At 44.6% G+C, this 25,708-nt stretch carries 20 protein-coding genes and 1 pseudogene; 3 read left to right on the top strand and 18 right to left on the bottom strand.

What is annotated here, in order from left to right:
* Nucleotides 1-44: 44 nt before the first annotated feature.
* The gene (locus tag NST74_RS08270; RefSeq protein WP_341111431.1) at nucleotides 45-1,001 is read right to left on the bottom strand and encodes an S-layer homology domain-containing protein; all 957 of its coding nucleotides are present in this window, start codon (nucleotides 999-1,001) and stop codon (nucleotides 45-47) included.
* Between the two features lie 6 nt (nucleotides 1,002-1,007).
* A complete protein-coding gene (locus NST74_RS08265) occupies nucleotides 1,008-1,181 on the bottom strand; it encodes a hypothetical protein (protein WP_341111430.1) in 174 nt (57 codons plus the stop codon).
* A gap of 255 nt (nucleotides 1,182-1,436) precedes the next feature.
* On the opposite strand from NST74_RS08265, the pseudogene NST74_RS29945 reads away from it, so the two are divergent.
* Nucleotides 1,437-1,538, top strand: a pseudogene (locus NST74_RS29945) (hypothetical protein); the annotation flags it as partial.
* Between the two features lie 468 nt (nucleotides 1,539-2,006).
* Complete coding sequence (locus NST74_RS08255; protein ID WP_341111428.1) at nucleotides 2,007-3,617, top strand: diguanylate cyclase domain-containing protein; 1,611 nt, start codon at nucleotides 2,007-2,009, stop codon at nucleotides 3,615-3,617.
* Nucleotides 3,618-3,676: 59 nt separating this feature from the next.
* Here NST74_RS08255 and pulA read toward each other — a convergent pair whose 3' ends face one another.
* The 13 genes from pulA to NST74_RS08190 form a co-directional block, all read right to left on the bottom strand.
* Nucleotides 3,677-6,016 (bottom strand): type I pullulanase, encoded by a 2,340-nt coding sequence (gene pulA / locus NST74_RS08250; protein ID WP_341111426.1) that lies wholly within the window; start codon nucleotides 6,014-6,016, stop codon nucleotides 3,677-3,679.
* 454 nt (nucleotides 6,017-6,470) lie between these two features.
* Complete coding sequence (gene ptsP / locus NST74_RS08245) at nucleotides 6,471-8,183, bottom strand: phosphoenolpyruvate--protein phosphotransferase (RefSeq protein ID WP_341111425.1); 1,713 nt, start codon at nucleotides 8,181-8,183, stop codon at nucleotides 6,471-6,473.
* Nucleotides 8,176-8,451 carry an HPr family phosphocarrier protein gene (locus tag NST74_RS08240; RefSeq protein WP_042131974.1) on the bottom strand — a complete coding sequence of 92 codons (276 nt, stop codon included), beginning with the start codon at nucleotides 8,449-8,451 and terminating at the stop codon, nucleotides 8,176-8,178. Before NST74_RS08240 ends, ptsP begins: the two co-directional genes overlap by 8 nt.
* Nucleotides 8,452-8,549: 98 nt before the next feature.
* Complete coding sequence (gene ptsG, locus NST74_RS08235; protein ID WP_341115853.1) at nucleotides 8,550-10,613, bottom strand: glucose-specific PTS transporter subunit IIBC; 2,064 nt, start codon at nucleotides 10,611-10,613, stop codon at nucleotides 8,550-8,552.
* Nucleotides 10,614-10,950: 337 nt separating this feature from the next.
* The gene (gene glcT / locus NST74_RS08230) at nucleotides 10,951-11,826 is read right to left on the bottom strand and encodes a glucose PTS transporter transcription antiterminator GlcT (RefSeq protein WP_341111424.1); all 876 of its coding nucleotides are present in this window, start codon (nucleotides 11,824-11,826) and stop codon (nucleotides 10,951-10,953) included.
* Nucleotides 11,827-11,955: 129 nt separating this feature from the next.
* Nucleotides 11,956-13,569, bottom strand: a complete 1,614-nt coding sequence (locus tag NST74_RS08225) for a hypothetical protein (protein ID WP_341111423.1) — start codon at nucleotides 13,567-13,569, stop codon at nucleotides 11,956-11,958.
* Nucleotides 13,562-14,269 carry an ABC transporter ATP-binding protein gene (locus NST74_RS08220; protein ID WP_339289866.1) on the bottom strand — a complete coding sequence of 236 codons (708 nt, stop codon included), beginning with the start codon at nucleotides 14,267-14,269 and terminating at the stop codon, nucleotides 13,562-13,564. The genes NST74_RS08225 and NST74_RS08220 overlap by 8 nt, the downstream gene beginning before the upstream one ends.
* A gap of 111 nt (nucleotides 14,270-14,380) precedes the next feature.
* The gene (locus NST74_RS08215) at nucleotides 14,381-15,955 is read right to left on the bottom strand and encodes a flotillin family protein (protein ID WP_445668134.1); all 1,575 of its coding nucleotides are present in this window, start codon (nucleotides 15,953-15,955) and stop codon (nucleotides 14,381-14,383) included.
* Nucleotides 15,955-16,491, bottom strand: a complete 537-nt coding sequence (locus tag NST74_RS08210; RefSeq protein ID WP_076120836.1) for a protease — start codon at nucleotides 16,489-16,491, stop codon at nucleotides 15,955-15,957. The genes NST74_RS08215 and NST74_RS08210 overlap by 1 nt, the downstream gene beginning before the upstream one ends.
* A gap of 376 nt (nucleotides 16,492-16,867) precedes the next feature.
* On the bottom strand, nucleotides 16,868-18,031 hold the full coding sequence (locus tag NST74_RS08205; RefSeq protein ID WP_341111422.1) for an iron-containing alcohol dehydrogenase: 1,164 nt from the start codon (nucleotides 18,029-18,031) through the stop codon (nucleotides 16,868-16,870).
* Nucleotides 18,032-18,255: 224 nt separating this feature from the next.
* Nucleotides 18,256-19,836 carry a UDP-glucose--hexose-1-phosphate uridylyltransferase gene (locus NST74_RS08200; RefSeq protein WP_341111421.1) on the bottom strand — a complete coding sequence of 527 codons (1,581 nt, stop codon included), beginning with the start codon at nucleotides 19,834-19,836 and terminating at the stop codon, nucleotides 18,256-18,258.
* A gap of 49 nt (nucleotides 19,837-19,885) precedes the next feature.
* Nucleotides 19,886-20,872 carry a UDP-glucose 4-epimerase GalE gene (gene galE, locus NST74_RS08195; RefSeq protein WP_076120839.1) on the bottom strand — a complete coding sequence of 329 codons (987 nt, stop codon included), beginning with the start codon at nucleotides 20,870-20,872 and terminating at the stop codon, nucleotides 19,886-19,888.
* A 4-nt stretch (nucleotides 20,873-20,876) separates the two neighbouring features.
* Nucleotides 20,877-22,052, bottom strand: a complete 1,176-nt coding sequence (locus NST74_RS08190; RefSeq protein WP_341111419.1) for a galactokinase — start codon at nucleotides 22,050-22,052, stop codon at nucleotides 20,877-20,879.
* A gap of 188 nt (nucleotides 22,053-22,240) precedes the next feature.
* Between NST74_RS08190 and NST74_RS08185 the strand changes: the two genes are divergently transcribed.
* On the top strand, nucleotides 22,241-23,137 hold the full coding sequence (locus tag NST74_RS08185) for an AraC family transcriptional regulator (protein WP_231574082.1): 897 nt from the start codon (nucleotides 22,241-22,243) through the stop codon (nucleotides 23,135-23,137).
* Between the two features lie 93 nt (nucleotides 23,138-23,230).
* Here NST74_RS08185 and NST74_RS08180 read toward each other — a convergent pair whose 3' ends face one another.
* Genes NST74_RS08180 through NST74_RS08170 form a run of 3 tightly spaced genes read right to left on the bottom strand, consistent with a single transcriptional unit; the run spans nucleotide 23,231 to nucleotide 25,549 of the window.
* Entirely contained in the window at nucleotides 23,231-23,971 is a 741-nt protein-coding gene (locus NST74_RS08180) for an NAD-dependent protein deacylase (protein ID WP_042125524.1), read from the bottom strand.
* A gap of 34 nt (nucleotides 23,972-24,005) precedes the next feature.
* Nucleotides 24,006-24,770: an HAD family hydrolase gene (locus NST74_RS08175; RefSeq protein ID WP_341111417.1), complete on the bottom strand. Its 765-nt coding sequence runs from the start codon at nucleotides 24,768-24,770 to the stop codon at nucleotides 24,006-24,008.
* A 38-nt stretch (nucleotides 24,771-24,808) separates the two neighbouring features.
* Complete coding sequence (locus NST74_RS08170) at nucleotides 24,809-25,549, bottom strand: alpha/beta hydrolase (RefSeq protein WP_341111414.1); 741 nt, start codon at nucleotides 25,547-25,549, stop codon at nucleotides 24,809-24,811.
* Nucleotides 25,550-25,708 lie beyond the last annotated feature (159 nt).

Genomic DNA, 25,708 nt, shown 5'->3' with positions numbered 1-25,708 from the left:
TCCCTTCCGGAGAATGCCATTTGTTTTGCAGATGTTGCTTTATTCTAATATAATCCTGACTTTTCCATCAGCTCTTGGGTCAATTTGGCCGCTTCTGCGCGGGTAATATTTCCTTTGGGCACCAGGGCGGAAGTACTTCTTCCGGAGATTATACCCGCCCTCAGGCTATCTGCAACTCCGGATTGTGCCCAGTCGGAGACGCTAACTGCATCTTCGTACCCTTCCAGCATCTCTTCCGCTGTCCGTCCTGTCAGGTTATTCTTCAGCCCGTTGAGTTCCATCGCTCTGGCTGCAATGACCATGGCTTGTTCCCGCGTAATCTTCTCGTCAGGACGGAAGGAGCCGTCCGCATACCCTGTGATAAGACCGAATGCTTGCGCGGTCTTCACATTATCGGCGTACCAATCCGACGCCATAATATCTTTGAACATCAGCTCTCCTCCATCCGGTTGAAGTCCAAGTACCCGTACCAGCAGTGTGGAGAATTCAGCCCGGGTAATTTCTGCATCCGGATTAAACAAACCGCTTCCGGTTCCGACCAGAATCATTCGGGAACCGAGGTCATCTACGCTCTCCTTCGCCCAGTGCGTATTCACATCTGCAAATTTCACCGAATTTGAGACCACTGCATAGGTGCTATTGGTTAGGCTGCGGATTTTCGCGTATACTCTTCCATTCTCTGTAACTACTTGGGTTGGTACCTGACGAACCTCACCATTCGCTTCAATAACGATACCGGTGGTAATTTGGTTAGCGGTTGTTCCCTCAGCAAGGTTGATCACACGCTCCACATATCCATTAAATGAAGGGACTTCCTTAACGATAGATCCGCTTACAACTGAAACCTTAAAATCGAGTAGAGCTGAGCTCAGTGTAAAGCCTTTTGCTGCTGCCGATTTTTCAGCTGCCCTTGTCATCATCGTTTCCGGTACGCTGATTTCAATTTGTAACTTCATATTTTGCATATTAACCAAAGTTCCTTGTGATCCCAACGTGTTCATTTTGATTTAAGAGACAGGAACCTTATAATCTCCCTGGCTGGTCCGCAATTCGATTACGATCTTTTTATCCTGAAGCTCCTTCAGCATATCTGTGTTCAGTTGAGCGACTGCACTGTCCGGATTTGACATAACCGTGATCGAGATTACCTCAGCTTCACCAGCAAAGAAATTGCACAGCAAGCGAAGGGGATCATTCGAATTCAGAATGGTAACCTCGTATAAAAATCGGAGGAATGCGAGGTGAAATTATTTCAAAGTATGCGGATGGCTCTAAAAAGTATTTACAACAGTAAAGTAAGAGCTTTTTTAACGATGCTGGGTATTATTATTGATGTATCATCCGTTGTCATCCTCGTTTCTGTGGGGCAAGGAGGCAGTTGGTTGCTAGGAAAATACACTTCACTTACTGTATCCATTGCATGGGATATGGTGATGATATCCTTTGTTTTCTCCTTGCTTATCGGCGTGATTTTCGGAATGATGCCTGCGAACAAAGCCGCTCGACTTCGTCCCATTCATGCACTACGTAACGAATAGTTACTTCAAAGTCAGCTGCCCCAGTCATAATATGATTGGGGCAGCTTTTTTAACTAACAGAACGTATATTTTTTGGGCATCTGCAAAGGACCTGAGTTGGCATCGAAGCAAAGCCGGGTATCATTTACGGAGCAGTTGGGTAATAGGATTTATGGATTTGAATATAGATAAGGCAATAGGCCCATACCCTAATCATTTAAATTTTTATTATTGATAATTATTTGAGGAAGCGATTGCTCTATAAGTAGGACGTCCTATATACTTGTTGTACGACAAACTGCGATCCACACACAATTTATCTTTCCTATGCCTCATTTCCCACAATGTTAGAACACCTCTTTTTCACTTAATTACTCTCAACATCTTTGCCTAAAAATAAAAATACACCTGCCACTGATGGTAGTTAAGCAGGTTATACGTTAGAAGCAATAAGATTTTTTAATCATCTTATGCAGGGAGAAGATGACCGTGGCCGGATTTTTCAGTATCAAAGTAACACGCAAGCTAATCTTTATTTTCGCTGCGATCTCCATTCTGCTGGTTGGGATTAGTGTGGCTTCTTTACTCTATCTAAATCAGACCATTAACAGAATGTCAGATTCTTTATATGACGATGTATTTGAGAACTCTGAGCTCATCCTAAGCGCTGATCGTGATCTGTATCAGGCCGCAATCGCTCTCCACTCCGCAATGAGCTCGAACCTCACTGAAGCTGAACGTGATCAGTTTATTCAGGAATTTAAGGACAATAATCAGCAAGCAGAGGAACGGGTAAGTCTAGCAAGTTCAGACATCAAATCAATCAACAAACCCTTCAGTGATTTGAAGCAGGCCAATATACTTACCAAATTAGAGAACGAGCTCCATTCCTTCGAAACATCCCTAGTCCTATGGAAGAGCACAGGGAGTAAATTGATAGCTGAACGGATGCAGATCGGATGGGATCCTGCTTCATATCATGCTGTTAATCTGAACATAGAGTTAAATGAAGTTAGAAGTCATCTAGATCAATCAGAAGACCTGATAAACACTTATGCCTTGCAAGTAACAAATGGGTTCCAAGATAAAAAGAGCGCGCTCTTTGCGCTATATTCACTCGTCTTTTTTATACTGCTTCTGGTTATTATTTATCTGGGCCGCAAAATCATTTGGCTCAAGAATGAAATGCTGGAGGAACAAACACTCTATCAGCTAATCGGCGAAACCATGTCTGATTTCATTATATTAACCGATCCTAACGGGTTAATTCTGTATAGCTCCCCTTCTCACTCAAGTATTCTCGGCTATGTCCCTAAAAAGGGTGATCCACTATCCAACTACATTCGTGAACCGGAGATCGCCTGGGCTAAACTAAAGAGTGTCGTTCAGGGAACCCCCCGTATCTCAGAGCTACGAATGCGTGGATCTGAAGGGCAATGGGTATGGTTGGAAACGAAGGTGTCACCTGTTCGAGGAAGTAATACTTTCCCAGCACAATTTATGTTAGTCTCCCGTGAAATTACACAACGGAAGCAATATGAAGAACGATTACATAAGCTAGCCTTCTATGATCATTTAACCGCGATTCCCAACCGGGCTCATTTTAAAATGTACATGGAGAATCTCATCAACCAACCGGAAGAACGGAGAAAGAATATTGCACTCGCACTGTTGGATTGTGACAGATTCAAGCAGCTAAACGATACCTTAGGACATCTGGCTGGAGACGAATTTCTCCAACTGCTCTCTCGAGAGCTTCTGCAGACCGTCAAAGGTGTGGGTCAGGCATTTCGGATTGGCGGTGATGAATTTGCGGTGGTACTGCACCGATTTACCTCTCCAGAAATGTTAGATGAAATGCTACAACGTTTGCTTAAGCTGTTCAACAAATCCTGGTCTATTGATAATGGATCAAGCTTCCATACCTCTGCTAGTATTGGTGTAGCTCTATTTCCTGAACACGGAAGCAGTATTAATGAACTTCTGCGTGCCGCCGATCTAGCGATGTACCTTTCCAAAGAACGTGGAGGAAATGAAGCTAATCTCTACTACGAGCTTTTGGATGTAGGTTTATCTAACCAGACTATCGGAAAACCATAAGAACAACAAAAAAAGCTGCTTCGGAGTAACATTAACCCCGAAGCAGCTCTTTTCTTCTTTTAACTGGTTAACTGCAGATGATCATCTGAAATCCCATCATTCTCTTGCTCACGATCTATAACCATGACCTTGATAAGGTCTCCATTCTCAGAACAATCAATGAATCGGTCGCCATCTCCATCTTTTTCTTCCCAGTCATTAAGCCGTAATATATACCCGATAGAATTGGTATCAGGCAATACCTCTATTCGTGCAACTGCACGTCCGTCCTCCATATACCGAAAATCGCATTGTCCATCCTGTATTCCTGTATCCCAAACCCAAAGATTCCAGCCCTTATAATCTCCATCTGGTCGTTCATAGTGTACTTCGATGATTTTGGACCGCGGTGCAGGCTCACCACATTCATCATAGAGCACCATCATCGACAAGCCCTCAATTTCTACCTCGCTACCTGCAACCTTTCGGAATGCTTCTGTCCCCGCTTGGGTATGGTCCACTACTACATTCCAACCGTTAGTAGCTTCAGGAAGAGACAGCCTTATTCGATCGTTATTGGCATTAAAAATGACTGCTATATTGTTCCAGAGGTCGCCTCCTGCATGATTACTAAGCAGGTACGACACTATACCACCATCACAGCGCATAAATTCCAGCGAACGCTCAATTTCCTGCCGGCCATGTAGACGGAATGCCGGATGTGTACGCCGTAGTTCGATCAAGCCTTTATAATATTGAAATACAGGCTTAAACACACTTTTCATATTCCAGCGGATCGCGTTAATCGTATCACCGCTGCGATAACTATTATGATCTCCAAATTTACTACGCAACAGCTCATCACCAGCGTGCAGAAATGGAATACCTTGTGATGTCAGGATGATTCCGTTAGCAAGCAGGGAACGGCGTACGGTTTCATTGCTAAGAATATTATCAAGATCTACATTAGAGTAAGGATTAGCCCGTGAAACGGCATCCTGAAATCCCCCTTGAACGGTAAGCACTTTATCCCACAAATTCAAATTGTCATGGGCGGTTACATAGTTCACAGATTCCACAGGGGAGTCCGTAAATTCGTGGATAGCTCCTTTAATTCCTGATGCAATAGCCCCTTCTTTACCGTATTCTCCTGTAATAAAGCCCCGTCCCCATCCATCGCTATCTCCTTTGATTGCCGAACGAAAGTTATCGTTGAAGACGGCATATCCTTTCCCCCGCTGCACACCTTTGAGCGTCTTTGTTGCCAGCGGAGAATCTCCTCCTGTCCAAGGTTCTCCATATAACAGCAAATTAGGATTCACCTCAAGTCGAAGCTCTTCCGTTATTTCACGCATGGTCACACTATCCATCAGACCCATAAGATCAAATCTGAAGCCATCAATATGATACTCAGAAGCCCAGTAAAACAACGAATCCTTAATATATTTGCGTACCATCGGACGCTCTGTCGCTAGCTCGTTTCCAACTCCCGAGCCATTAGATAAACGTCCCAAGTAATCACGGCGATAGAAATAATCTGGCACAAGCGGCTCGAAGGGCCCCTTCTCCACAGCGTACGTATGATTGTAAACCACATCCATAATCACCGAAATTCCACGGCTATGCAAAGCTTGAACCATTTCTTTGAATTCGCGAATTCGTAGCTCTGGATCGGTAGGATCTGTGCTATATGATCCTTCCGGTACGTTATAATGCTGAGGATCATAACCCCAATTGTAGTCGGTCTGTTTAATGGACGTACCGCGCTTCACTACACTTAACTCATCCACAGTCTGGAAATCGAACACTGGCATCAGATGTACATGGGTGATACCCAATTCAACCAGATGATCAATACCTATTGCATTTCCTTCCAAATCCTTTAATCCAAATTCGGTAAATGCTTTGAATTTACCCTTATAGTACATCCCAGAGCTCTCATGTGAGGAGAAGTCACGCACATGCAGCTCGTAAATAACCGCATCAGCAGGATGTTGCAGCGGAGGAGCAACGTCCTGCTCCCAATGCTCAGGATTGGTCTCCCGTAAATCAACGATTGCTGTTCTTAAACCATTTGCCGATACGGCTGTTGCATAAGGATCTACTGCTTCCGTCACATTCCCATCAGCGTATACAGCACGGTACATATAATATTTCCCTTTTAGATCACCTGATAACTTAGTCTGCCAGACTCCGCCGTTCTGGCGTTGCATATATATTATGCGCCCACTATCTGTAGAGCTCAGATCATATTCAATGTTAAGTTGATTTCCATCCGTTTCGTATAACACAAGAGACACAGCAAAAGCAGTAGGTGCCCAGACTTTAAATAGACTGTACTCCACCGAGTACGTTAAACCCAGGTCTCTGCCTTCATAGACTTCTAACATTAATTCTGTATTTATAACATTTTTACTCATGAGTTAACACCATCCTATGGCTCCCTACCTAACTTGCAGGGATGCTTATAAGTCCAAATATTTCCAATTACGATCATAATAATACTTGCACAGCTCTGCAAGTTGAATAAGGAGTATGAACTTTCTATGGATCCATACTATTATATGTAAGACATATTTACAGGTTTGGGTTCCTTACCGACTTTATACTCATCACTATTACTATCGGCATAGACATCTGTGCAATAAAGCAAATAATTAGCGAATTTAGTTATTTTTAATTGAGTATAACGCTCATGTATGAATAGAAGCCAATGTAAGCGCATGAACTAAGACCACACCACGAATCCTTGTGTGCTGATACCAAAATAATAGCAATTAAACACAAAAAAACCGACCTCCAAAACATTGGAAGTCGGTAATAGTAGTTGGAGCGCTATAACACGCTTAAACGGAGTAATGCATATGGAAATAATTAATTAGTGATGCTTTGAACAAGTGCAGCTACTTCTTCAGCAGTGCCAAGTTGCAGTGCTTTTGCAGCCAGTTCCTTCATGTCGGCAGCCGACAATTTAGAAATTTGACTACGTGCTGGCAGAATTGACGTTGCACTCATACTGAATTCATCAAGGCCAAGACCTAGTAAGAGTGGAATCGCTGTTGCGTCCCCAGCCATTTCACCGCACATTCCTGTCCACTTACCTTCTGCATGCGCTGCATCAATTACATTCTTGACCAAACGCAGGATGGCAGGATTGTATGGCTGATACAGGTAAGACACCCGTTCATTCATACGGTCAGCAGCCATTGTATATTGAATAAGATCATTCGTACCAATACTGAAGAAATCAACTTCCTTCGCAAACTGGTCTGCCAATACAGCAGTAGAAGGAATCTCAACCATTATGCCGAGCTGAATGTTGTCAGATACTTCCTTGCCTTCTTCACGAAGCTTTGCTTTCTCTTCAAGTAGAAGATCGCGGGCTGCACGGAATTCACCAAGTGTTGCGATCATAGGGAACATAATGCGAAGATCTCCATGAACACTCGCTCTTAGTAAAGCACGCAGCTGCGTACGGAAAATATCTTGACGATCCAGACAAAGACGAATCGCACGGAATCCTAAGAAAGGGTTCATTTCCTTTGGAAGATCCAGATACGGAAGCTCTTTATCACCACCGATATCCAGTGTACGTACAACTACCGGTTTGCCTTTCATATTCTCAAGCACAGTACGGTAGGCGTTGTATTGAATTTCCTCGGAAGGCAGCTTATCACGGCCCATGTATAGGAACTCAGTACGATACAAGCCTACACCTTCGCCACCATTCTCAAGTACACCATTGACATCGTTTGGTGTACCGATATTAGCCGCCAGCTCCACGTGCTTACCGTCTGCAGAAATGGTTGGTTTATCACGAAGTTTCTTCCACTCTGCAATTTGCAAGTCGTAAGCTTCCTGCTTGCGTACATATTCAGCCACTTCTGCTTCACTAGGATTAATTAGAACGTCTCCGTTCAGACCATCGACAATCACTAGATCCCCAGAATTCACTTCAGTCATGACATTCTTAGTTCCAACCACTGCTGGAATTTCTAACGAACGTGCCATAATTGCTGAGTGGGACGTACGTCCACCAATGTTTGTTGTGAAGCCTTTAACATACTTGCGATTTAGCTGTGCTGTGTCAGATGGCGTCAAATCTTCAGCGATTACAATTACCTCTTCACTGATTTCTGCAGGACTAACATAATGAATACCCAGCAAGTGGTTCAGCAGGCGTTTGGTCACATCACGCATGTCAGCAGCACGTTCCTGTAAGTAAGCACTCTTCATGTTCTCGAACATTTCAATGAATTGTGTAGCTACTTCGTTTAGTGCAAAGTCCGCGTTAACCGATTCCTGACGAATTTTATCAATTACAGGATTAATTAGCTCAGGATCCTCAAGAATCAGCAGATGGGATGCAAAGATCTCCGCTTTTTTCTCTCCTAGTTCCGCTAAAGTACTCTCTTTAATGGTTTGCAGTTCAGCACTCGATTTAGCAAGTGCGTCATTCAACTTGGCGACTTCTGCCTCAGGATCACTGACACTAGTCTTCGTAATTGTATAATCCGGATGTTTCAGGATAAAAGCACGGGCTACTGCAATCCCTGCTGAAGCCGCGATTCCTGAAATTTTATTCATGGATTTCCCCTAGCCCTTCTTTGATCATTACATCAGAAAGTGCACTCAGAGCTTCAGCTTCTTCGCTGCCTTCAGTAATCAGAGACAAAGTGTCTCCAGCTTCCAGACCCAATGACAATACGCCAAGGATAGATTTCAATGTAACTTTTTTACCTTTTGCTTCTGCATAAGCTTCTGTACCTTTGAATTTCGTTGCTGTATTTACCAAGGCAGTTGCCGGACGTGCGTGAATTCCATCTTCATCGATAATTCTGAATGTTGTTTGCATAATATTATCCAACTCGCTTTCTTTTAATAGAATATTTTAATTTATAGTGAAAGCTTCGCTCCCTTTAAGCTTTAAAGGAAGCGTCAGCCCTTGCACTTTTACTGAATGGTAATAATATCTTTATCACCAATTGACACCTTGCCTGGCTTCTTCAAGGTTACGGAAGATCCCTCTGGCAAATTAGAGAAAATAACAGGAGACATTACAGATGGCGCATGTGCTTTTACATATTCTAAATCCACTTCCATGATCGGCTGTCCAGCAGCTACAAGGTCGCCCTCTTCAACTAGAACTGTAAAGCCTTGACCTTTAAGCTTAACTGTATTAACCCCTATATGAACGAGCACTTCCTTGCCTCCATCGGACATGATGCCGATAGCATGCTTGCTCGGGAACACATTAAACACTTTACCGTAGACTGGTGAAGCAATTTTTCCATCATCAGATAGGAAAGCAAAACCATCACCCGTCATTTTTTGGGAGAATACTGCATCTGGAACCTCAGTGATATCCACCAGTTCACCATTTACCGGAGAGACGATATCCTCTTTGATAATCGCTTCACCTGCTTCACCTGCCTGCTGTTCTTCCTCAGGCTCTGGCTTAGCCGCTACCGGTGTTGCTGCAGGTGTCTTCCCGCTAATTACATCTTGAATCTGCGATTTTATGGTATCGGAACGTGTACCGAAGATCGCTTGAATGTTATTACCCACCTCGAGTACACCTGATGCACCTAACTTCTTCAGACGAGTCTTATCCACGCCTGATTTATCTTTAACCTCCACACGAAGGCGGGTAATACAAGCATCCAGATGAGCGATATTCTCTTTACCACCCAACGCAGACAAGATGTTTCGTGGTAAATCATCACCCGTTTTAGAAACTGCTTCTGTGTTTGTATCTTCGACTTCACCCGTATCCTCTTCACGACCCGGAGTCATCAAGTTGAACTTCCGAATAACAAAGCGGAATCCGAAGTAGTAAATTACGGCAAGAGCAAGACCTACTGGAATTACGAGCCACCAAGCCGTGCGGTTCGGGATAATACCAAATAGCACGTAATCGATAAAGCCGCCCGAGAAAGTCATACCAATCTTGACATTAAGGATATGCATGGTCATAAAGGACAAACCAGCAAAAACAGCATGTACTGCGAACAACAGTGGAGCCACGAACAAGAACGAGAATTCGAGCGGCTCAGTAATCCCTGTCAGGAATGAAGTTAATGCTGCAGAAAGCATCAAGCCACCGACAAGTTTTTTGTTCTGAGGTTTAGCTTCATGATAAATAGCCAGAGCAGCTGCTGGAAGACCAAACATCATGAATGGATACTTACCTGTTGTAAATGTTCCTGCTGTGAATTCTACACCATCACGAAGCTGCTGCATGAAGATCCGTTGGTCACCACGTACCAATTCTCCTGCTTTATCAACGTAGGTACCAAATTCATACCAGAACGGAGAATAGAAGATGTGATGCAGACCAAAAGGAATGAGCGAGCGTTCGATCGTACCGAAGATAAACGCGGCGAGCGTTTTATTCGTATCAATCATACTTTGGGATACATAGTTCAGACCGTGTTGAATGGGCGGCCAAACTAAGGTCAATGCCAGACCAAGAAGCAAAGACGTTACCGCAGTCATGATCGGAACGAAACGTTTACCTGCGAAGAAACCCAGGTAGGATGGAAGTTCGATTTTGAAGAATCGTTTGTACATGGACGATGCCAATATACCGACGAGTATACCTCCAAAGACCCCCGTTTGCAGTGTGGGAATTCCTAAGACGCTAGCATAGGAAAAATCACCTTGGCTCAGGACATAATCATTGACGCCAATTACAGTACCCATCGTAACATTCATTACGAGGAAACCGATAATAGCGGCTAGACCAGCAACACCCTCACCACCGGATAAACCGATGGCAACACCCACGGCAAATAGTAAGGATAAATTATCAAATACAATTTGCCCTGAGTTCATCAATACGTTCGCAATTGCCTGAACTACATCGTTCTCAAGAGCGGGAACGTATTGTAGAAAATCGGGGTTTACCAGCATGTTTCCTATTCCAAGGAGCAGACCGGCTGCTGGCAGTATGGCTACCGGGAGCATTAGCGCTTTACCGACTCTTTGTAAAACGCCGAAAAGTTTTTTGAACATCATGGTCACTTCCTTTCATTATTCACATTTTCAGTAAAAACAGATGCCAAAAAAGGCATGAGCAACACAGTATAAAGGTTGTTATCTAACGCTAAGGTTAGATTACCCCAAGATGGGGACTAGCAACCAAAATACTGTAAATCACTCATGCCTGATCGAATCAGTTACACGCTTGGTATTCTGTTTTAATTAGGACACGGATATTGTAGCACCGTTTTTTTGAAGTGACAAGCTTTTTTTATTATTAGAAAGTATAAATTCCACACTATACTTTATCCATATTTTTCTCGCTTAAACGCTTTCCGGCCTTATGAGGAGCCAAAGACGTTTATGCTTATCAAGCTTTACCTTTCGTCTCCATATCCATTTCATCCTCTTTCTTCTGAGCAAGACGTTGCAGGTGAACTGTCAAATAGCTGACCTCTGCTGGATACACAGGAATTCGCACTCGGTTCTCGATAACCTTAGTTAATTGCCAAGCCAAGGTATACATTTCGGGATATTCCCGTTTCATTAGACCATCCAGCGTAGAAGTCTCCCTTACCGATTCTCCACGGCGCAGTCTTTCAAGAACAAATCGTAAATGAGTCACCAATCGCGAATAATCAAGTGAATCACGAGGAATTCGATATTCGAGGTTATTCTCTACGATTCCAATCAAATCCGCAATCAAAAGCGAATGTTGTCTAACCTCAGAAATTTGTCTGTTACTCAACGCGCTAACGATATGAAGTGCCACAAAGCCCACCTCATCTACGGGTAATTCCACACCCATACCTTCATTAATCCGCTCAATCGCATACTCTGCCATCTTAAACTCTTCAGGATAAATTTCCTTAGTCTCATACAGAAACGGGTTATGAATAGGAATATTTTGTTCATAACGCCGTATAGCAAATGAGATATGATCGGTGAGTGCAATATGAACATGTTCATTAAGCGGTTGACTACTGCAATTCATAATATATAACAAAATTTCATGTACAATCTCAATCAACTTCTCATCCACTTGGGGAAGAAGCTGTTTATATTGTTCCTGCTCTTCCTGGCTACGGAGAATAAACATCTTCTCCACAGAGGATAGATTAATCTGATCATGCAATTTCCGATTAAACCCTATCCCTTTGCCAATCACAACAACCTCGGAATATTGGGGATGGTCCGCAATGATAACGTTGTTATTTAACACCTTTGCTACAGTTATGCTACTCATATTTGCCACCTCTTTTATTTCTAAACACCTGACTTCCAAGCAGCAAACGCAACATGAAACGGTACGATTAAAAAACTCTCGTTACCATCATATCATCAACATTCCGATATTAGAAGGACACTCTGCGTTCTATTTTACCCGAAAGGTACGGCTGGAGAACTTGTATACCAATGTCACGGCAATAACCATATAAGCTATCGTTCCCGTCAGAACAACTAGTGTAAAAATTGACGATGCTTTTGGAAATCCGATACATGCCACACTTAGTCCCATGACAATGCTGTTGACGATAACAAAGAACGGATTCTTCATATTTAGCTCTGTGCTGTACGGTTGAAAAATATAATACATGAACAAGTGGTGCACCGAGAAGAACAAGGAAAGACAAAGAATCGTTACCCAAAAGATCACCGCATCCATCAAACCCCAATCTGTACCAGAGAGCAGAAACAGCAGCGTACATGCAGAACATATAGCGAAAGCAGGAATAAGATTAAGCCCACTCAACTTAATAAGACGTATTTTGAAATTGTCCAGAATTGCTGATTGTTCACGATAAAAACCATACCTTAATAAGCTTAGATCACAATTGTAAAACATCGCTTTGCATACACGCTCACCTATAGAGGTATAGTTCATTATAAATACAAAAAAAGGAAGTCCGCTTAGCAGATAGGTCGTAAACTTAGACGAAGTCTCTGGCGAAATGAGCATCATTAGGACAGCCACTAAAAAGAGCACACCAATGATGGTTAAACGTCTCTGGATGGGTTGAATTAACAAGCGTTTATGCCTGGAGAAAAAAATAGCATTCAGGTAGGCGTAACCTGTTTTTCCTTGAAAAGCTCTACCCTTAAGCTCTTCCGACGAAAAGTCCTTCTCCTTGGTCTGGACTTCCGCCACCCTCGCCTCTCTCATCATCCGATTCATATCCAGCAGTGGATCATCTATCTTGGTGACAACATCTACAGCACTGCGATAGTTAGGATATTTCCCAATATACACAGCTGCAATTCCTCCAAGTACAACAATCACAAGACTCAATGGGACACTAAACCCTGCCGTATCATTTACAAAAGCATTTCCAAGATAAAGGGGAACATAGGCAAGTAAACCACCTAGTCCAATTACCGACCATACCCAACTCATCTTTTTAACTAACACAATCCCCTTTTTATCAAAAAACCAAAGGTTCAGTGCCTCGGTGACTATTCTCCAGGCCGTTAACAGTACTGTAAGCCATATGCCATGCCACAGCGGTGCGCCAAAAATCTCCGCAAAAACGGTTAAAGCTGGCAGAAAATAAATAAAAAATGTTAGGCCTTTAAGTAATAGCGTAGCATGCATATACTGTTTAGCTGGAATCCTCATTAGCTTCACACATATATATTTATCCCGTTTGGGCTCTAATATAAATACATTCGAAACCCCAGCCACTATAAAGCTTAGAATGATAAAAATATGTAGGAACAATGCATACTGTTCGGCGAGCGGCATTTCTTTGTGTGTGAGAATGATTGGCAAATATATCACAATTCCCAAATAAGCGAACTTATTTAAAAATCCCCACAGTACCTTCAGTACAGCTACAATCCCAGCGAAGACTTGTTTTAGGGCAACATTGGAGTAGATATCATCTTTTAAAAGTTTGCCAAGAACAGGTAGCTTTCTAAAATAGTAAATCAGCCGATTGGCTCCGGACGAACCTCGAATCCTCTGGATGCTGCGAAGTGTCCTAATCATTGTTGCCATCCTGAAGTAAAGCTATAATCTGTTCCTCAAATTCTGGACTTTGTAGGGTCTCACGCGGAATTTCTTGAAGGGTTCCATGATTTAGAATAACCAACTCGTCACATAAATCGGCGGCCAATTGCAAAATATGCGTAGAAAAAATAATGATGTGATCCTGCTTCATCTCGCGCAGCAACTTCTTGATCTCAAGAGCGACAACAACGTCAAAAGAAGTTAAAGGCTCATCTAGTAAAATCAAAGGCGGTCGAGTAATGATAAAGCAGAGCATTTGAATTTTATTCTTCATTCCGTGGGAATAGCCCTTAATCAGCCGGTGGCGATCTTCTTCCTCAAACTTAATAATGGAAAAATAATCTTCAATGCTTTTATTCGGATCAATCTTCTCACGGTTAATGTCCATATAAAACTTGACGAACTCATAACCTGTCAGAAACTCAGGTAAGATGGGGAGAGAAAATACATATCCGATGTCCTCGTCACGAAGCGGACGGGCATTATCCTTCTCACCGATAAAGGCAGCGCCGCTATCCATTTGAACCTCACCGCTCAGACAATTGAAAAGTGTGGTTTTGCCTGCTCCATTTCGTCCGAGCAGCCCGTATATCTTCCCTCTTTCAAAGGTAAAGTCTGCACCTTTAATGACCTGTTTACCATCAAAGCTCTTTTGAATATCATCTAAAATCAACTGCACGTTCTCGCACCTCTCCCATTCAATAACTAAAAGACCTAAAAACATAGAGTAAGCCCGGCAGCAATCACCGAGCTTACCTTAAGTTAAATTATTCTATAATTATTGCTTACACTAGCCTTCAGGTTGCTCCGCCACAGAAGTTGAAGCTTTGCTCGCTCCCTCCGAGGCTGCTGGAGGTTGCAGGGAGGCCGCGGGTGCGACTGGAACTGCCTTGCTTCCAGCTGACCCTGAGGATCTCGTCGTCAGCCCTTTGATCAGGGCCTCTACGTCAATCCCAGAGACGCTCTTCAGCATCTCAGGAGCCGTAGACATCAACTGAGTTACATAGTTGCTGACACGTGCCGCACCTTCACCATTACCGGTATCTACGACAGTAAGCTTATCAATGGATGCCAGCGGCTTCGCAATTTGTCCAGCCAAATCTGGCAGCATTTTGACGATAATATCGAGCACGGCTGCTTCGCCGAATTTCTGGAAGGCTTCAGCCAGCTTCTCTTTTGCTTCTGCTTCCGCTAGACCGCGCAAGCGGATAACTTCGGCATCTGCAGTACCTTTTGCCAGCTCTGCATCCGCCATCGCTTGACCTTCAAGGCGCTTTTGCTCCGCTGTTGCTTTAGCCTGCGTCTCGATACTATATTGCAACGCATCCGCTTCACGCATTCTCTTCGCCTTATCAGCTTCTGCCGCTTGCTCTACTGCGTAACGATCCGCTTCCGCTTTTTTCTTCACTTCTGCGTCGTACTGCTTCTCACGAACTTGAATTTCTTTCGCTTGCAGATCGATTTCACGTTCCTTACGCACCAGCTCAACCTTCATCTGCTCTTCGACAACGGTCTGCTTCGCACGTGCCTCTTGAATATGGTAAGCCTGGTCAGCTTCCGCCTTAGCAGTATCCTGATCCCGCTTAAACGCTGCCACCTTAAGCTGGTTATCCTTGGAGGCTTCAGCGATATTCGTATCCCGCAGCAGCTCTGCTTTTTGCCCTTGCTCCTCAGCGTTCGCCTTTTGAATTCTCGCATCACGCACGGCTTCTGCTTCAGCGATCTCTGCATCCCGCTTCACCGCAGCAATCCGCGGCTTACCTAACGCTTCTAAGTATCCATGTTTGTCTCGCACATCCTTGATGGTGAAGGAGACAATTTGCAGACCCATTTTCTTAAGATCGCGTGCCGCCACACCTTGAACCTCTTGCGCAAAACGATCACGGTTACGGTATACTTCCTCAACAGTCATGGAGCCGAGTATTGCACGTAAATGCCCCTCAAGTACCTCTTGAGCTTCACTCTTCAGCGCCTCAATGGGTTTCCCCATGAACTGCTCAGCGGCTGTTGCCACGTCTTCAGTGGAACTGCCCACCTTGATAATCGCAACCCCGTCAGCAATTACCGGTACACCTTGCTCAGTGTATACTTCTGGGGTCGTCACATCGAGTTTATGAGAAAGAAGTGACATGAATTCAGCCTTTTGAAAGACTGGGAGGATAAACGCTCCGCCCCCGCGCACAATCTTTATTTTACGTCCAGACCCATCGTCAGAAATATGATTGCTCCCTAAAAACGAACCGGTTACGATCATCCCTTCATCTGGTCCTACCGTTTTGTAACGTGCCCAAAATGCGATCCCTAGCACAAACAGAACAGCGACGACAACAGCAGGAATTAACAAATACTCAGGAATACCGAACATTAAAGATCCACTCCTCTTCTCTTCTCGAATTCTGACACCAACGCAACGCCTTCTCTAACTTCCACTACAACAACTTTAATCCCTGCCGGAAGCAACTCATGATCAAAGCTTGCTGCCGTATGCAGGCTATTGCCGGCGCCAAACTTTACCATAATCTCACCATAACCCGTGGCGGGAACAGGAATTGTGATTTCCCCGATTTTTCCAGGCAGATCACTCATAGAGAACCCATTGGACATCTCACTTTTTTCCATGGGCTTAACAACCCCTAGATACATTAGTACTCCCAAAAAAGCGGCGGTTAACAAAGACAAAGCAATGATCGCCCCAGTTTCCAGAGCACTGTACCGGGAAAGAAGAAGGCCCGCTCCGCCGAACACGGTAATTCCTCCTGCCAGCACGGTGGGATTCAGAAAATCAACAGATACGAAATCAAAGACCCCATGTAAGGCATCTCCGATCACATCGCCCACCAGGACGCTGACTATGGCAAATATGACGCCTAGCGCCAAGCAGCCTAAATACAGCGTTTCCATACTTACTTCCTCCTGTCTTCAATCAGGACTGTCATATTACATTAAACGTACAAAGTAGGTCCTTGGTTTCACAAACTTTGGATATTATCCCAATAAAGTTCCATTCTGAGGATAAGCTTGCTCACATATGCACTTTTTTATTACATAGGAAGACGTTCCAAAAGACGATTAAATGGCTGCGGAAGCAGTCCTTCTTGCTGAAAACTCACATGATATCTAACGGACGAGGTCAGATAAAATATAGTATGAGAAACTAGTCACATTAGACCCCTAAACGCAAAGAAGCGATTCATCCATTACAGGAGAATCGCTTCCTTGATTTTCAATTACGTCTTCTAAAATAAAGACAGATAATCTCTTTCGTAGAAGAAATTACTTACAGAGCCATTTTATAAATTTCTACTACATCCTCACGATCAAGCTTACGGAAGTTACCAAACGGTCCGAAACGAACAGCTTTGTCAGCCATACTGCCGATCTCGCTGTCATCAATATCGTAATCAGCGAGTGTCTTCGGCGCACCAATGGAATCCCAGAAGCTACGCAGAGCTTCAATACCCTCCAGCCCAATTTCCTTATCCGTCTTGCCAGCTGGATCAACACCAAACACATTTACAGCAAGCTTGCGGAAACGAACAGGATTCGTATCCAGGTTATACTTCATCCATTGTGGGAACAAAATGGCCAATCCTCCACCATGTGGAATGTCATATACGGCTGAAACTGCGTGCTCGATGTTGTGAGTCGCCCAATCGCCAGCGAACCCCATGCTAACCATACCATTAAGCGCCATTGTACCGCAGTACATGATCGTCTCACGCAGTTCGTAATTATTCAAATCTTCAATTAGCTTCGGTGCGGTTTCGATCACCGTACGTAGCAAAGTCTCACAGAAGCCGTCTTGTACCGGTGTGTTGCCATCAGTATGGAAATAGTGCTCCAGAACATGAGACATGATATCTACCATGCCGTAGACCGTCTGATCACGTGGCAGAGTGAAGGTGTTCTCTGGGTCAAGAATCGAAAATGCTGGAAATGCATGAATACTGCCCCAGCCCATTTTTTCCTTGGTCACTTCGTTGGTGATTACAGAGCCGCTATTCATTTCTGATCCTGTAGCTGCCATCGTCAGCACTGTACCGAGTGGGAGAGCGTCTTGAGCAGCTGCCTTACGTTCAACAAAGTCCCACATGTCACCATCATATTTCGCCCCAACAGCAACTGCTTTAGCGCAGTCTAACACGCTACCGCCACCTACAGCGAGGATGAGGTCAATCTTATGCTCGTGACACAGCTCAACACCTTTATGTACGGTGGAAAGGCGTGGATTCGGCTCTACGCCTGCGAGTTCAGTTACCACAGCATCTATTGCACTCAGCTCAGCCATTACCTTATCGTACAGACCGCTACGCTTGATACTACCGCCACCGTACATCAACAATACATTCTTGCCGTACTTAGGAACCTCAGTCTTCAACGCTTCCAGTGTACCCTGTCCAAAAATCAGCTTGGTGGGATTATAAAAATCAAAATTACGCATATGTGTAAACCTCCATTAGTTATTTCAGAATGTTTTGCTCACTCGTATTATAAACCTCTGAATAGCCGCATTCAAATGGAGCAGCTTCGAGCCATATAAATATCCCCATAAAGTGGTGCTTTGCTTCGATGCAAACTCAGATACTTTGCGGGGACCCCAAATATATAACCTAAAAAAAGGATGTCCTTAAGCCTACAGGCTTAAGGACATCCCCTTTCCAAACTTTATATCGCGCCGAAGCTCTTCACGAAACGACGGAAAGCAGCTTGCCCTTCCGGAGTCCGTTTATAGACACCCGCGTGTTCAAGAATATGTGTAAACTTGATGCCGACTTCGTTCTGCACAATCTTGACGGCTTCTTCATGCTGTAATGCCGTTCCAAAACGCTCTACAAGCTCCTGAACCCAAGCAGCATGCTGCGCAAGTGGATGACTAGGATCATTCTTCACCGCTTCTAATCGTGCTTGATCTCCTGCAAGGATGCTCGCAATAGAATCGAGCTCTTCCTTCAGACGACCTGGCAGAATTGCGAGTCCCATAACCTCAATCAAACCGATATTTTCTTTCTTGATGTGGTGCATCTCCCGATGGGGATGGAAAATCCCCTCAGGATATTGCTCGTTAGTCCGGTTGTTACGCAGCACGAGATCCATCTCGAAGCCGCCATCTTCTGCCCGACGAACGATAGGAGTAACGGTATTATGAGGCTGCACTTCACCATCAACTTCGGTGAACGCCAACACTTCTGCTTCAGGATCACTATACGCCTTCCAAGCTTCATAAAGTGCATTGCCACACTCCAGCAATACAGCTGGATCGTCACCATTCAAACGTAATACGGACATAGGCCATTTTACGATATTAATGCTGACACCAGGATAAGATGCATGCGTGAACGTATCTTCCTTAGGCGCTTTCTGAATAGGGAAGGTGTGACGTCCACCCTGAAAATGGTCATGTGTCAGAATCGAGCCGCCAACAATCGGCAAGTCTGCATTCGAGCCAATAAAATAGTGCGGGAAAGATTCCACGAAGCTAAGTAGCCGCTTCAAGGTATCCTTGGTAAGTTTCATTGGTACATGATCATGATGGAATACAATACAGTGCTCGTTGTAATAAACATAAGGTGAGTATTGAAAGAGCCATTTCTCATTATTCAGCTGAAGCGGAATGACACGCAGGTTCTGGCGCGGCGGATGATTAACCCGTCCAGCATACCCAACATTCTCACGGCACAGCAGACATTTTGGATAGACCGGCGGCGGGAGCAGCCGGGCCATAGCAATTTCCTTCGGACTTTTCTCAGGCTTGGACAAATTGATTGTCATCTCGATGTCACCATAAGGCGAATCTTGCAGCCAGTAGACGTTCTTGGAAATCCGGTCCATCCGGATATAGTTGGAATCTATGCTTAATTTATAAAAGCGATCTGTAGCCGCGGAGATGCCTTTTTCAGCAGCTAAACGGTTGAACTCCGCATTTACGTCTGATGGACGGGCCATTAGGAGCCCCATAATCTTAGCATCCAGCAAGTCACGGTAAGTGTCGCTATTCTCTGGAATCAACCCGATTTCAAAACCATAATCAATCAGTGCATCCAGTGGAACCTGTGGACCTGTAAGTGGACTTTGATCGACCTCGCCAACGAACGGCTCACTAAATCCGAACTGATCTAGCAGCACATTACGGCTAAAATCTTCATCGGATGGTGCAATGAGCTGCTCGCGGAGTGCGAACAGAACAAGTTGCTCAATCGCATATAATGCTTTCTGGCCAGCAGGCGTAACCTTATTCTCGTTGTGCATTTTTAATTCTCCTTAAGTAGGATCGTAAGCTCAATTCGAGCTAAATCCCTTATTCTCCGTATCCTTGCGGATTGGCAGAATGCCAGTTCCAGGCGCTTTGAATGATATTTTCCAAGTCAGCATGCTGAGGGTTCCATCCAAGGATAGAGCGCGCTTTGTCGGAGGAGGCTACCAGCACTGCCGGATCTCCAGCACGTCGTTCTTGAATAACTACAGGGATTTCCAGTCCTGTAACCTTCTTCGCTGTTTCAATAACCTGTTTCACCGAGAAGCCAAGTCCATTCCCCAAGTTGAAAATATTACTGCTGCTTCCGCTGCGAAGATAGGTTACTGCACGAACATGGGCATCAGCCAGATCACTCACATGAATGTAATCGCGCACGCAAGTACCGTCTTCTGTAGGGTAGTCGTCTCCGAACACGGCGATGCTCTCCCGTTGCTTCAAAGCGGTTTGCAATACCAGCGGAACCAAATGACTTTCCGGACGGTGGTCTTCACCGATTTTGCCACTAGCATGTGCACCTGCAGCATTAAAGTAACGAAGCGCTACATATTTGATACCCAGTACTTTATCAAACCAAGCCATCATGCGTTCCATGGTCAGCTTCGTTTCGCCGTAAACGTTAGCTGGCTCGGTACGGTCAGTTTCTTCAATCGGCACTTTTTCCGGTTCGCCATAGGTTGCCGCTGTGGACGAGAATACGATTTTGTTCACGCCAGCTTTTTGCATAGCTTCCAAAAGACATTGTGTGCCGTATACGTTGTTGTCATAATACTTAACGGGGTCCTTCATGCTCTCACCAACCAAAGAGCTCGCCGCGAAATGAATGACTGCCTCAATCTCGTTCTCAGCAAACAGCTTACTTAGCAGCTCCTTATCACGCAGATCGCCTTCGTACAGCTTGCCACCCAATAGCGCCTCACGATGCCCTGTCAGCAAGTTGTCGATGACTACCACTTCTTCGCCGCGATCCAACAGCTCCGCTACAGTATGAGATCCGATATAACCTGCTCCACCTGTTACTAAAATCGCCATTTGATTACACTCCCTTCAATTCTTGGACACCATTACCGATGCCGCAAACGTAGAACTCACCAACCAAACCAGATCTTGTGGTATACGCCTCGCCTACTTCACAAATAAAACGTTCTACATCATCTTCATGTACCAAGGATACAGTACAACCACCGAAACCTGCGCCAGTCATACGGGAACCGAGTGTACCCGGAATACGCTGTGCTTCTTCAACCATAATATCTAGCTCTTCACAGCTAACTTCATACAAGTCGCGCAAGGAAGCATGTGAGTCATTCATGAACTGACCAAACTGCTTCAGGTCATTGTTCTTTAATACTTCAACAGAATCTAGTACACGTTGATTCTCTTCCACAACATGGCGAGCGCGGCGTCTAACAACTTCATCCGTGATTTTATCTTGATGTGCTTCGAATTGTTCACGGTTGAGCTGTGCCAGATAAGCTAGTGAAGGCACTTCTTTTTGCAAAATAGACAAGGCCTCATCACACTGCTGACGACGCTCATTATACTTGGAATCTACAAGTCCTCTGCGTTTGTTCGTGTTGCCGATAACCAGTTTGTAAGCACCTGTGATGAAAGGTACCAGATTATATTCAAGCGTATCGCACATTAACAGGATTGCATGATCTCGTTTGCCATTAGCAACTGCGAACTGATCCATAATTCCGGAGTTTACACCTACGTACTGGTTCTCAGCACGCTGAGACAAGAGTGCAATCTCAACGGTATCCGTGTCGCCGCCTTCAAGCGTCAGGAAAGCATAAGCAGTCACGACTTCAAGAGAAGCCGATGAGGACAAGCCTGCGCCATTCGGAATATCACCATGGAACAGCAGATCGTAACCTTTAGATACTGGAGTGTTTTTCTTCTCCAATTCAACCATTACTCCAACCGGATAGTCGATCCATTCTCCCGTTTTGGCCTTGCCAATTTCACTATAATCAATAGATGCTTCATAAGGAAAATTAGTAGATGCAAAATTCACTTTGCTGTCACTGCGTGGGCGAACAATCAAAGTTGTACCGAATTCCAAAGCTGCGGGTAGCACGTATCCACCGTTGTAATCCAAGTGCTCTCCAATGAGATTGACACGTCCTGGTGCATAAAATACTTGAGCCTCTTGCTCGCTTACCCCGTATTTTTCGATGAATTTCTTATTAAGTTCCTGTGTGCTCATTAATGCCACTCCATCCTTTCGCTGCTTCAGCCAGTGGGAATTAGTAAAGCGTTCTTTATGTATTCATTATAATGTAATCAGTGATCCTCTGATAATGCAATCATGTGTGTAATGTATGGATAAATGTGACTTCCCATAATATAATAATTACACAGAGAAATGATACACCCTAAACTATAAGCCATAAAATGACAATAACACAAGAAAGGCTGTCCCATATGGAGCATACTTATTCCGTAGGATCCAATCCCGTGTATTACGATAAACAAAATCTCCATGTATTGTTTGCCGGTCAAAGTCAGACGATTCCTATGCATCAAGCTGGCCCTAAGATTTACGATTATTATTTACTTCACTTTATAGAGTCAGGCTCAGGTATTTTCCGTACTGAACATCATCAATATACACTAGGACAAGGTGACTGCTTCCTTATTCATCCAGGGCAGCTGGTCAGTTATGTTTCGGATAAAGAACAGCCCTGGTGCTATCGCTGGGCAGCCTTTACTGGGAGCGAGGCTGACGACCTTGTGCTGCAGACTGGCTTTACACCTCAAAAACCTGTGTTGACTACAACGGGTGACAGCGTCATCCCAGGTGCCCTTTCCAGTATCATGCAAGCCTTCAAAGCAAACAAAGAAAGTGCCCACCTAACTTCTCTGGGATATCTTTATCTCATTGTAGGTGAAGCTGCAGATTTGCTCTCTTCTTTCTCCCGTCTTCCCGGAGCTGAATCGCAGGTTAAGCGTACTGTGAAGCAAATGATCCACTACATGGCCTCCCAATACGCTCATCCAGTATCTATTGAACAAATGTGTGATACCCTTGGCTATAACCGGGCCTATCTCTCCCGTGTGTTCAAGCAAGAAACCGGTTTGTCTCCGGTAACATACTTGCTGAAGCTGCGTATTGAGAAGTCTAGACAACTGCTCCGTGAGCGACCAGAACTGTCTGTCGAACAGGTTGCCGCTTCCGTTGGACTCACTGACGCCCTATACTTCTCGCGTCAATTTAAACGCTTTTGCGCCCAGTCACCCACTGCCTACCGCCTCACAACGACCAGACATGTAAAGAAGCCAGATCTTTAAGAGGCTTTTCACTTTTAAAAATTCACTTCTACAACAACAGCCCGGCTTCCTTAGCTTAAGGAACCGGGCTGTTTCTCTATTACTATTCCTTCTCTAACCAATTAGATCCTTTACACTGCCGAGTACCTTCCCAATCCGATCTGTAATCAGAAGATCAGCTCGATCATCATAGGGGGTCGGGTCGCCATTCAGCAGCACCGTACGTTTCCCCCTGAAATAAGTAACCAGACTAGCCGCAGGCTGGACCGTAAGAGAGGTGCCACCAATCATAAGCATATCTGCAGCTGCTATCGCTTCAACGGAATTCACCAGCACCGAGTGATCTAATTCTTCTTCATATAACACAACATCCGGCTTAATAATGCCACCACATTCAGGACAGCGAGGGACGATCTCATTGGAACTTAGGAGTTGCTCCAACCCGTAATAACGTGAGCAGTCCATGCAATGGTTACGATGAATGGAACCATGCAGCTCAAGTACCTTTTGGCTGCCTGCCAGCTGGTGCAAACCATCAATATTTTGCGTAATAACAGCCTTAAGCTTGCCCTGACGTTCCAATTCTGCAAGCAGCTGATGAGCACCATTCGGACGAGCGTCGGGATGAATCATTTTACTACGGTAAAAATCAAAAAAAATGTCCGGTGAGGACATAAAAAAAGTGCGGCTCAGCATCACTTCAGGCGGATAAGGTGAATTGTGCTGAGTCTGGTATAATCCCGCTGCCGAGCGGAAATCCGGGATTCCACTCTCTGTTGATGTACCTGCCCCTCCGAAAAAAACGATATTGTCACAGTCTTTAATCCAAGAAGCAAGTGTCTGCAATTGATCCATATGTTGTAGCACATCCTTTCCATTAGTATGCTGATCAGTAGGTGATCCTTAGCTCATTATAGCTAGAAATAATCACATCTGCGTCGATCAAGTGATTTCCATCACCCATGTTGGAGATTCCAACGGCGAGGCGTAATCCTGCACCTTTACCCAATTGCATATCTGCATTACTGTCACCAATAATAATCGTTACTTCTGGAGAAAGTCCAAGCTCCCTGCAGGCTAATTCAGCCATTTCAGGTTCGGGTTTTCCGTTTAATACTCTGTCTCTTGTAACTACCGAATCGAAATAATGGGCAATACCAAGCCAATCCAGATGCTCCTGAGTCGTCTTCGCACCATCTGAGGTAACCACACCAAGCTTCAACGATGCAGCCGCGCAATTTTCCAGAAAAGAATGAAGACCTTCTAGCGGCTGTACCGTGCGGCGTCTGCGCAACTCATACATTGCGTCCTTCGCTATGCTCTTTACACGGGTCAACGCTTCATTCCAAGGCACGCCCGCAGCATATAGCTGCCAGGCAAGCACTCCATAACTTTCTTCCTCTGTAGCCATGGTGAGCGGCCCTGCAGGATCATAACCAATCAACTTACCTGCAGCATCATGCTGAGTACCAAGCACTTTACTTCGATCCACAATAAAATCAGTTCCCATAACCGTAAGCTGGTTTTCCATTCCACGAAGAACAAGCTCGGCCCAATTCCCCCATGTGGCTAACAAATCCAATAGCGTGCCATCTTTGTCGAACAATATTCCTGAACAGGGAATGCAGTCATCGTTAATGTGTAATAATGGCATAATCCTCACTCCCTTTGTTGGAAAGACCGAACCGGAGACTACCTAAGATTCCCTAGCCAATCCAGCATAGCTCTCACTGTTTCTTTTTGCTGCTCTTCTTCAGAAATGGCTGCATTCCCGTCTCCCTTTTGAGGTCCATAGCTTCCAAACTGAGCGTGATTACCACCGACGATTGAACTATAGACCGTATTATCCGGCAGATAAGAGCGCCCTTTACTGTAGCTGTCTCTGTCAATCACTTGATCCTCAGTCCCTACCAGCGACAATACTGACAAAGTGGTCTCTCGTAGACTACCTTTTTCATCCGGATAAGAGGCTAGAAAAAATACACCTTCCAGCTGGTCCGCATGCTCAACTGCATAACGTGACGCCATGACGCCCCCAAGGGAATGTCCACCTAGAACAAAAGATTGCTTCGGATGTACACGAATAATCTCTTCTGCGGCATCGCCCTTTGTTACTGCTAAATTAAACGGCATTTTGGCGATGTAGAAAGGATGTCCCGCAGCAGCAATGCCCTTCGCAAGCGGGGAATAAGCTTCTGGTTTCACCAGAGCTCCAGGGTAAAATATGATCGAGGCACCTTTAGTAATGGAAGGTTCGAACGAGATCCAGTTGTCATTCTGCTCGACGGTAACTCCACCACTGGAAATCAGGGCAGTTTCTGCTTGTTCGGCTGGTGCATACGGAGTTAAATATTTCCATAACAGCAATCCGGCTATAACAAGAATGATTAGTACAGTTAAACCAATACGACGCTTATTTATTCTTCTCTTCAATATGCTCCACTCCCGGATGTTACTGTATATAAGAAAATTATAGTGGAAACCCACTATTCTAACAACCTTCAACACATCGCCACATTTGGTACTCATGATAACGCTTTCACTAGTGAGTTAATTCACAATTCAATCGAAGAAAATTTTGTATTTTAAAAT

The organism is Paenibacillus sp. FSL F4-0125 (assembly GCF_038008565.1).
Taxonomy (GTDB): Bacteria; Bacillota; Bacilli; order Paenibacillales; family Paenibacillaceae; genus Paenibacillus_AQ.
The sequence above is the reverse complement of the archived record's forward strand: the minus strand, read 5'-3'. Positions and strand labels throughout refer to the sequence as shown.

Excerpts from the sequence above, each read along its gene's own strand:
- NST74_RS08215 (WP_445668134.1), bottom strand. The coding sequence starts at position 15,955 with ATGTTCGGTATTCCTGAGTATTTGTTAATTCCTGCTGTTGTCGTCGCT.
- NST74_RS08240 (WP_042131974.1), bottom strand. The coding sequence starts at position 8,451 with ATGCAAACAACATTCAGAATTATCGATGAAGATGGAATTCACGCACGT.
- glcT (WP_341111424.1), bottom strand. The coding sequence starts at position 11,826 with ATGAGTAGCATAACTGTAGCAAAGGTGTTAAATAACAACGTTATCATT.
- pulA (WP_341111426.1), bottom strand. The coding sequence starts at position 6,016 with ATGAGTAAAAATGTTATAAATACAGAATTAATGTTAGAAGTCTATGAA.
- NST74_RS08210 (WP_076120836.1), bottom strand. The coding sequence starts at position 16,491 with ATGGAAACGCTGTATTTAGGCTGCTTGGCGCTAGGCGTCATATTTGCC.
- ptsP (WP_341111425.1), bottom strand. The coding sequence starts at position 8,183 with ATGAATAAAATTTCAGGAATCGCGGCTTCAGCAGGGATTGCAGTAGCC.
- NST74_RS08190 (WP_341111419.1), bottom strand. The coding sequence starts at position 22,052 with ATGAGCACACAGGAACTTAATAAGAAATTCATCGAAAAATACGGGGTA.
- NST74_RS08175 (WP_341111417.1), bottom strand. The coding sequence starts at position 24,770 with ATGCCATTATTACACATTAACGATGACTGCATTCCCTGTTCAGGAATA.
- NST74_RS08185 (WP_231574082.1), top strand. The coding sequence starts at position 22,241 with ATGACAATAACACAAGAAAGGCTGTCCCATATGGAGCATACTTATTCC.
- NST74_RS08180 (WP_042125524.1), bottom strand. The coding sequence starts at position 23,971 with ATGGATCAATTGCAGACACTTGCTTCTTGGATTAAAGACTGTGACAAT.
- NST74_RS08225 (WP_341111423.1), bottom strand. The coding sequence starts at position 13,569 with ATGATTAGGACACTTCGCAGCATCCAGAGGATTCGAGGTTCGTCCGGA.
- NST74_RS08270 (WP_341111431.1), bottom strand. The coding sequence starts at position 1,001 with ATGAACACGTTGGGATCACAAGGAACTTTGGTTAATATGCAAAATATG.
- galE (WP_076120839.1), bottom strand. The coding sequence starts at position 20,872 with ATGGCGATTTTAGTAACAGGTGGAGCAGGTTATATCGGATCTCATACT.
- NST74_RS08200 (WP_341111421.1), bottom strand. The coding sequence starts at position 19,836 with ATGCACAACGAGAATAAGGTTACGCCTGCTGGCCAGAAAGCATTATAT.
- ptsG (WP_341115853.1), bottom strand. The coding sequence starts at position 10,613 with ATGTTCAAAAAACTTTTCGGCGTTTTACAAAGAGTCGGTAAAGCGCTA.
- NST74_RS08205 (WP_341111422.1), bottom strand. The coding sequence starts at position 18,031 with ATGCGTAATTTTGATTTTTATAATCCCACCAAGCTGATTTTTGGACAG.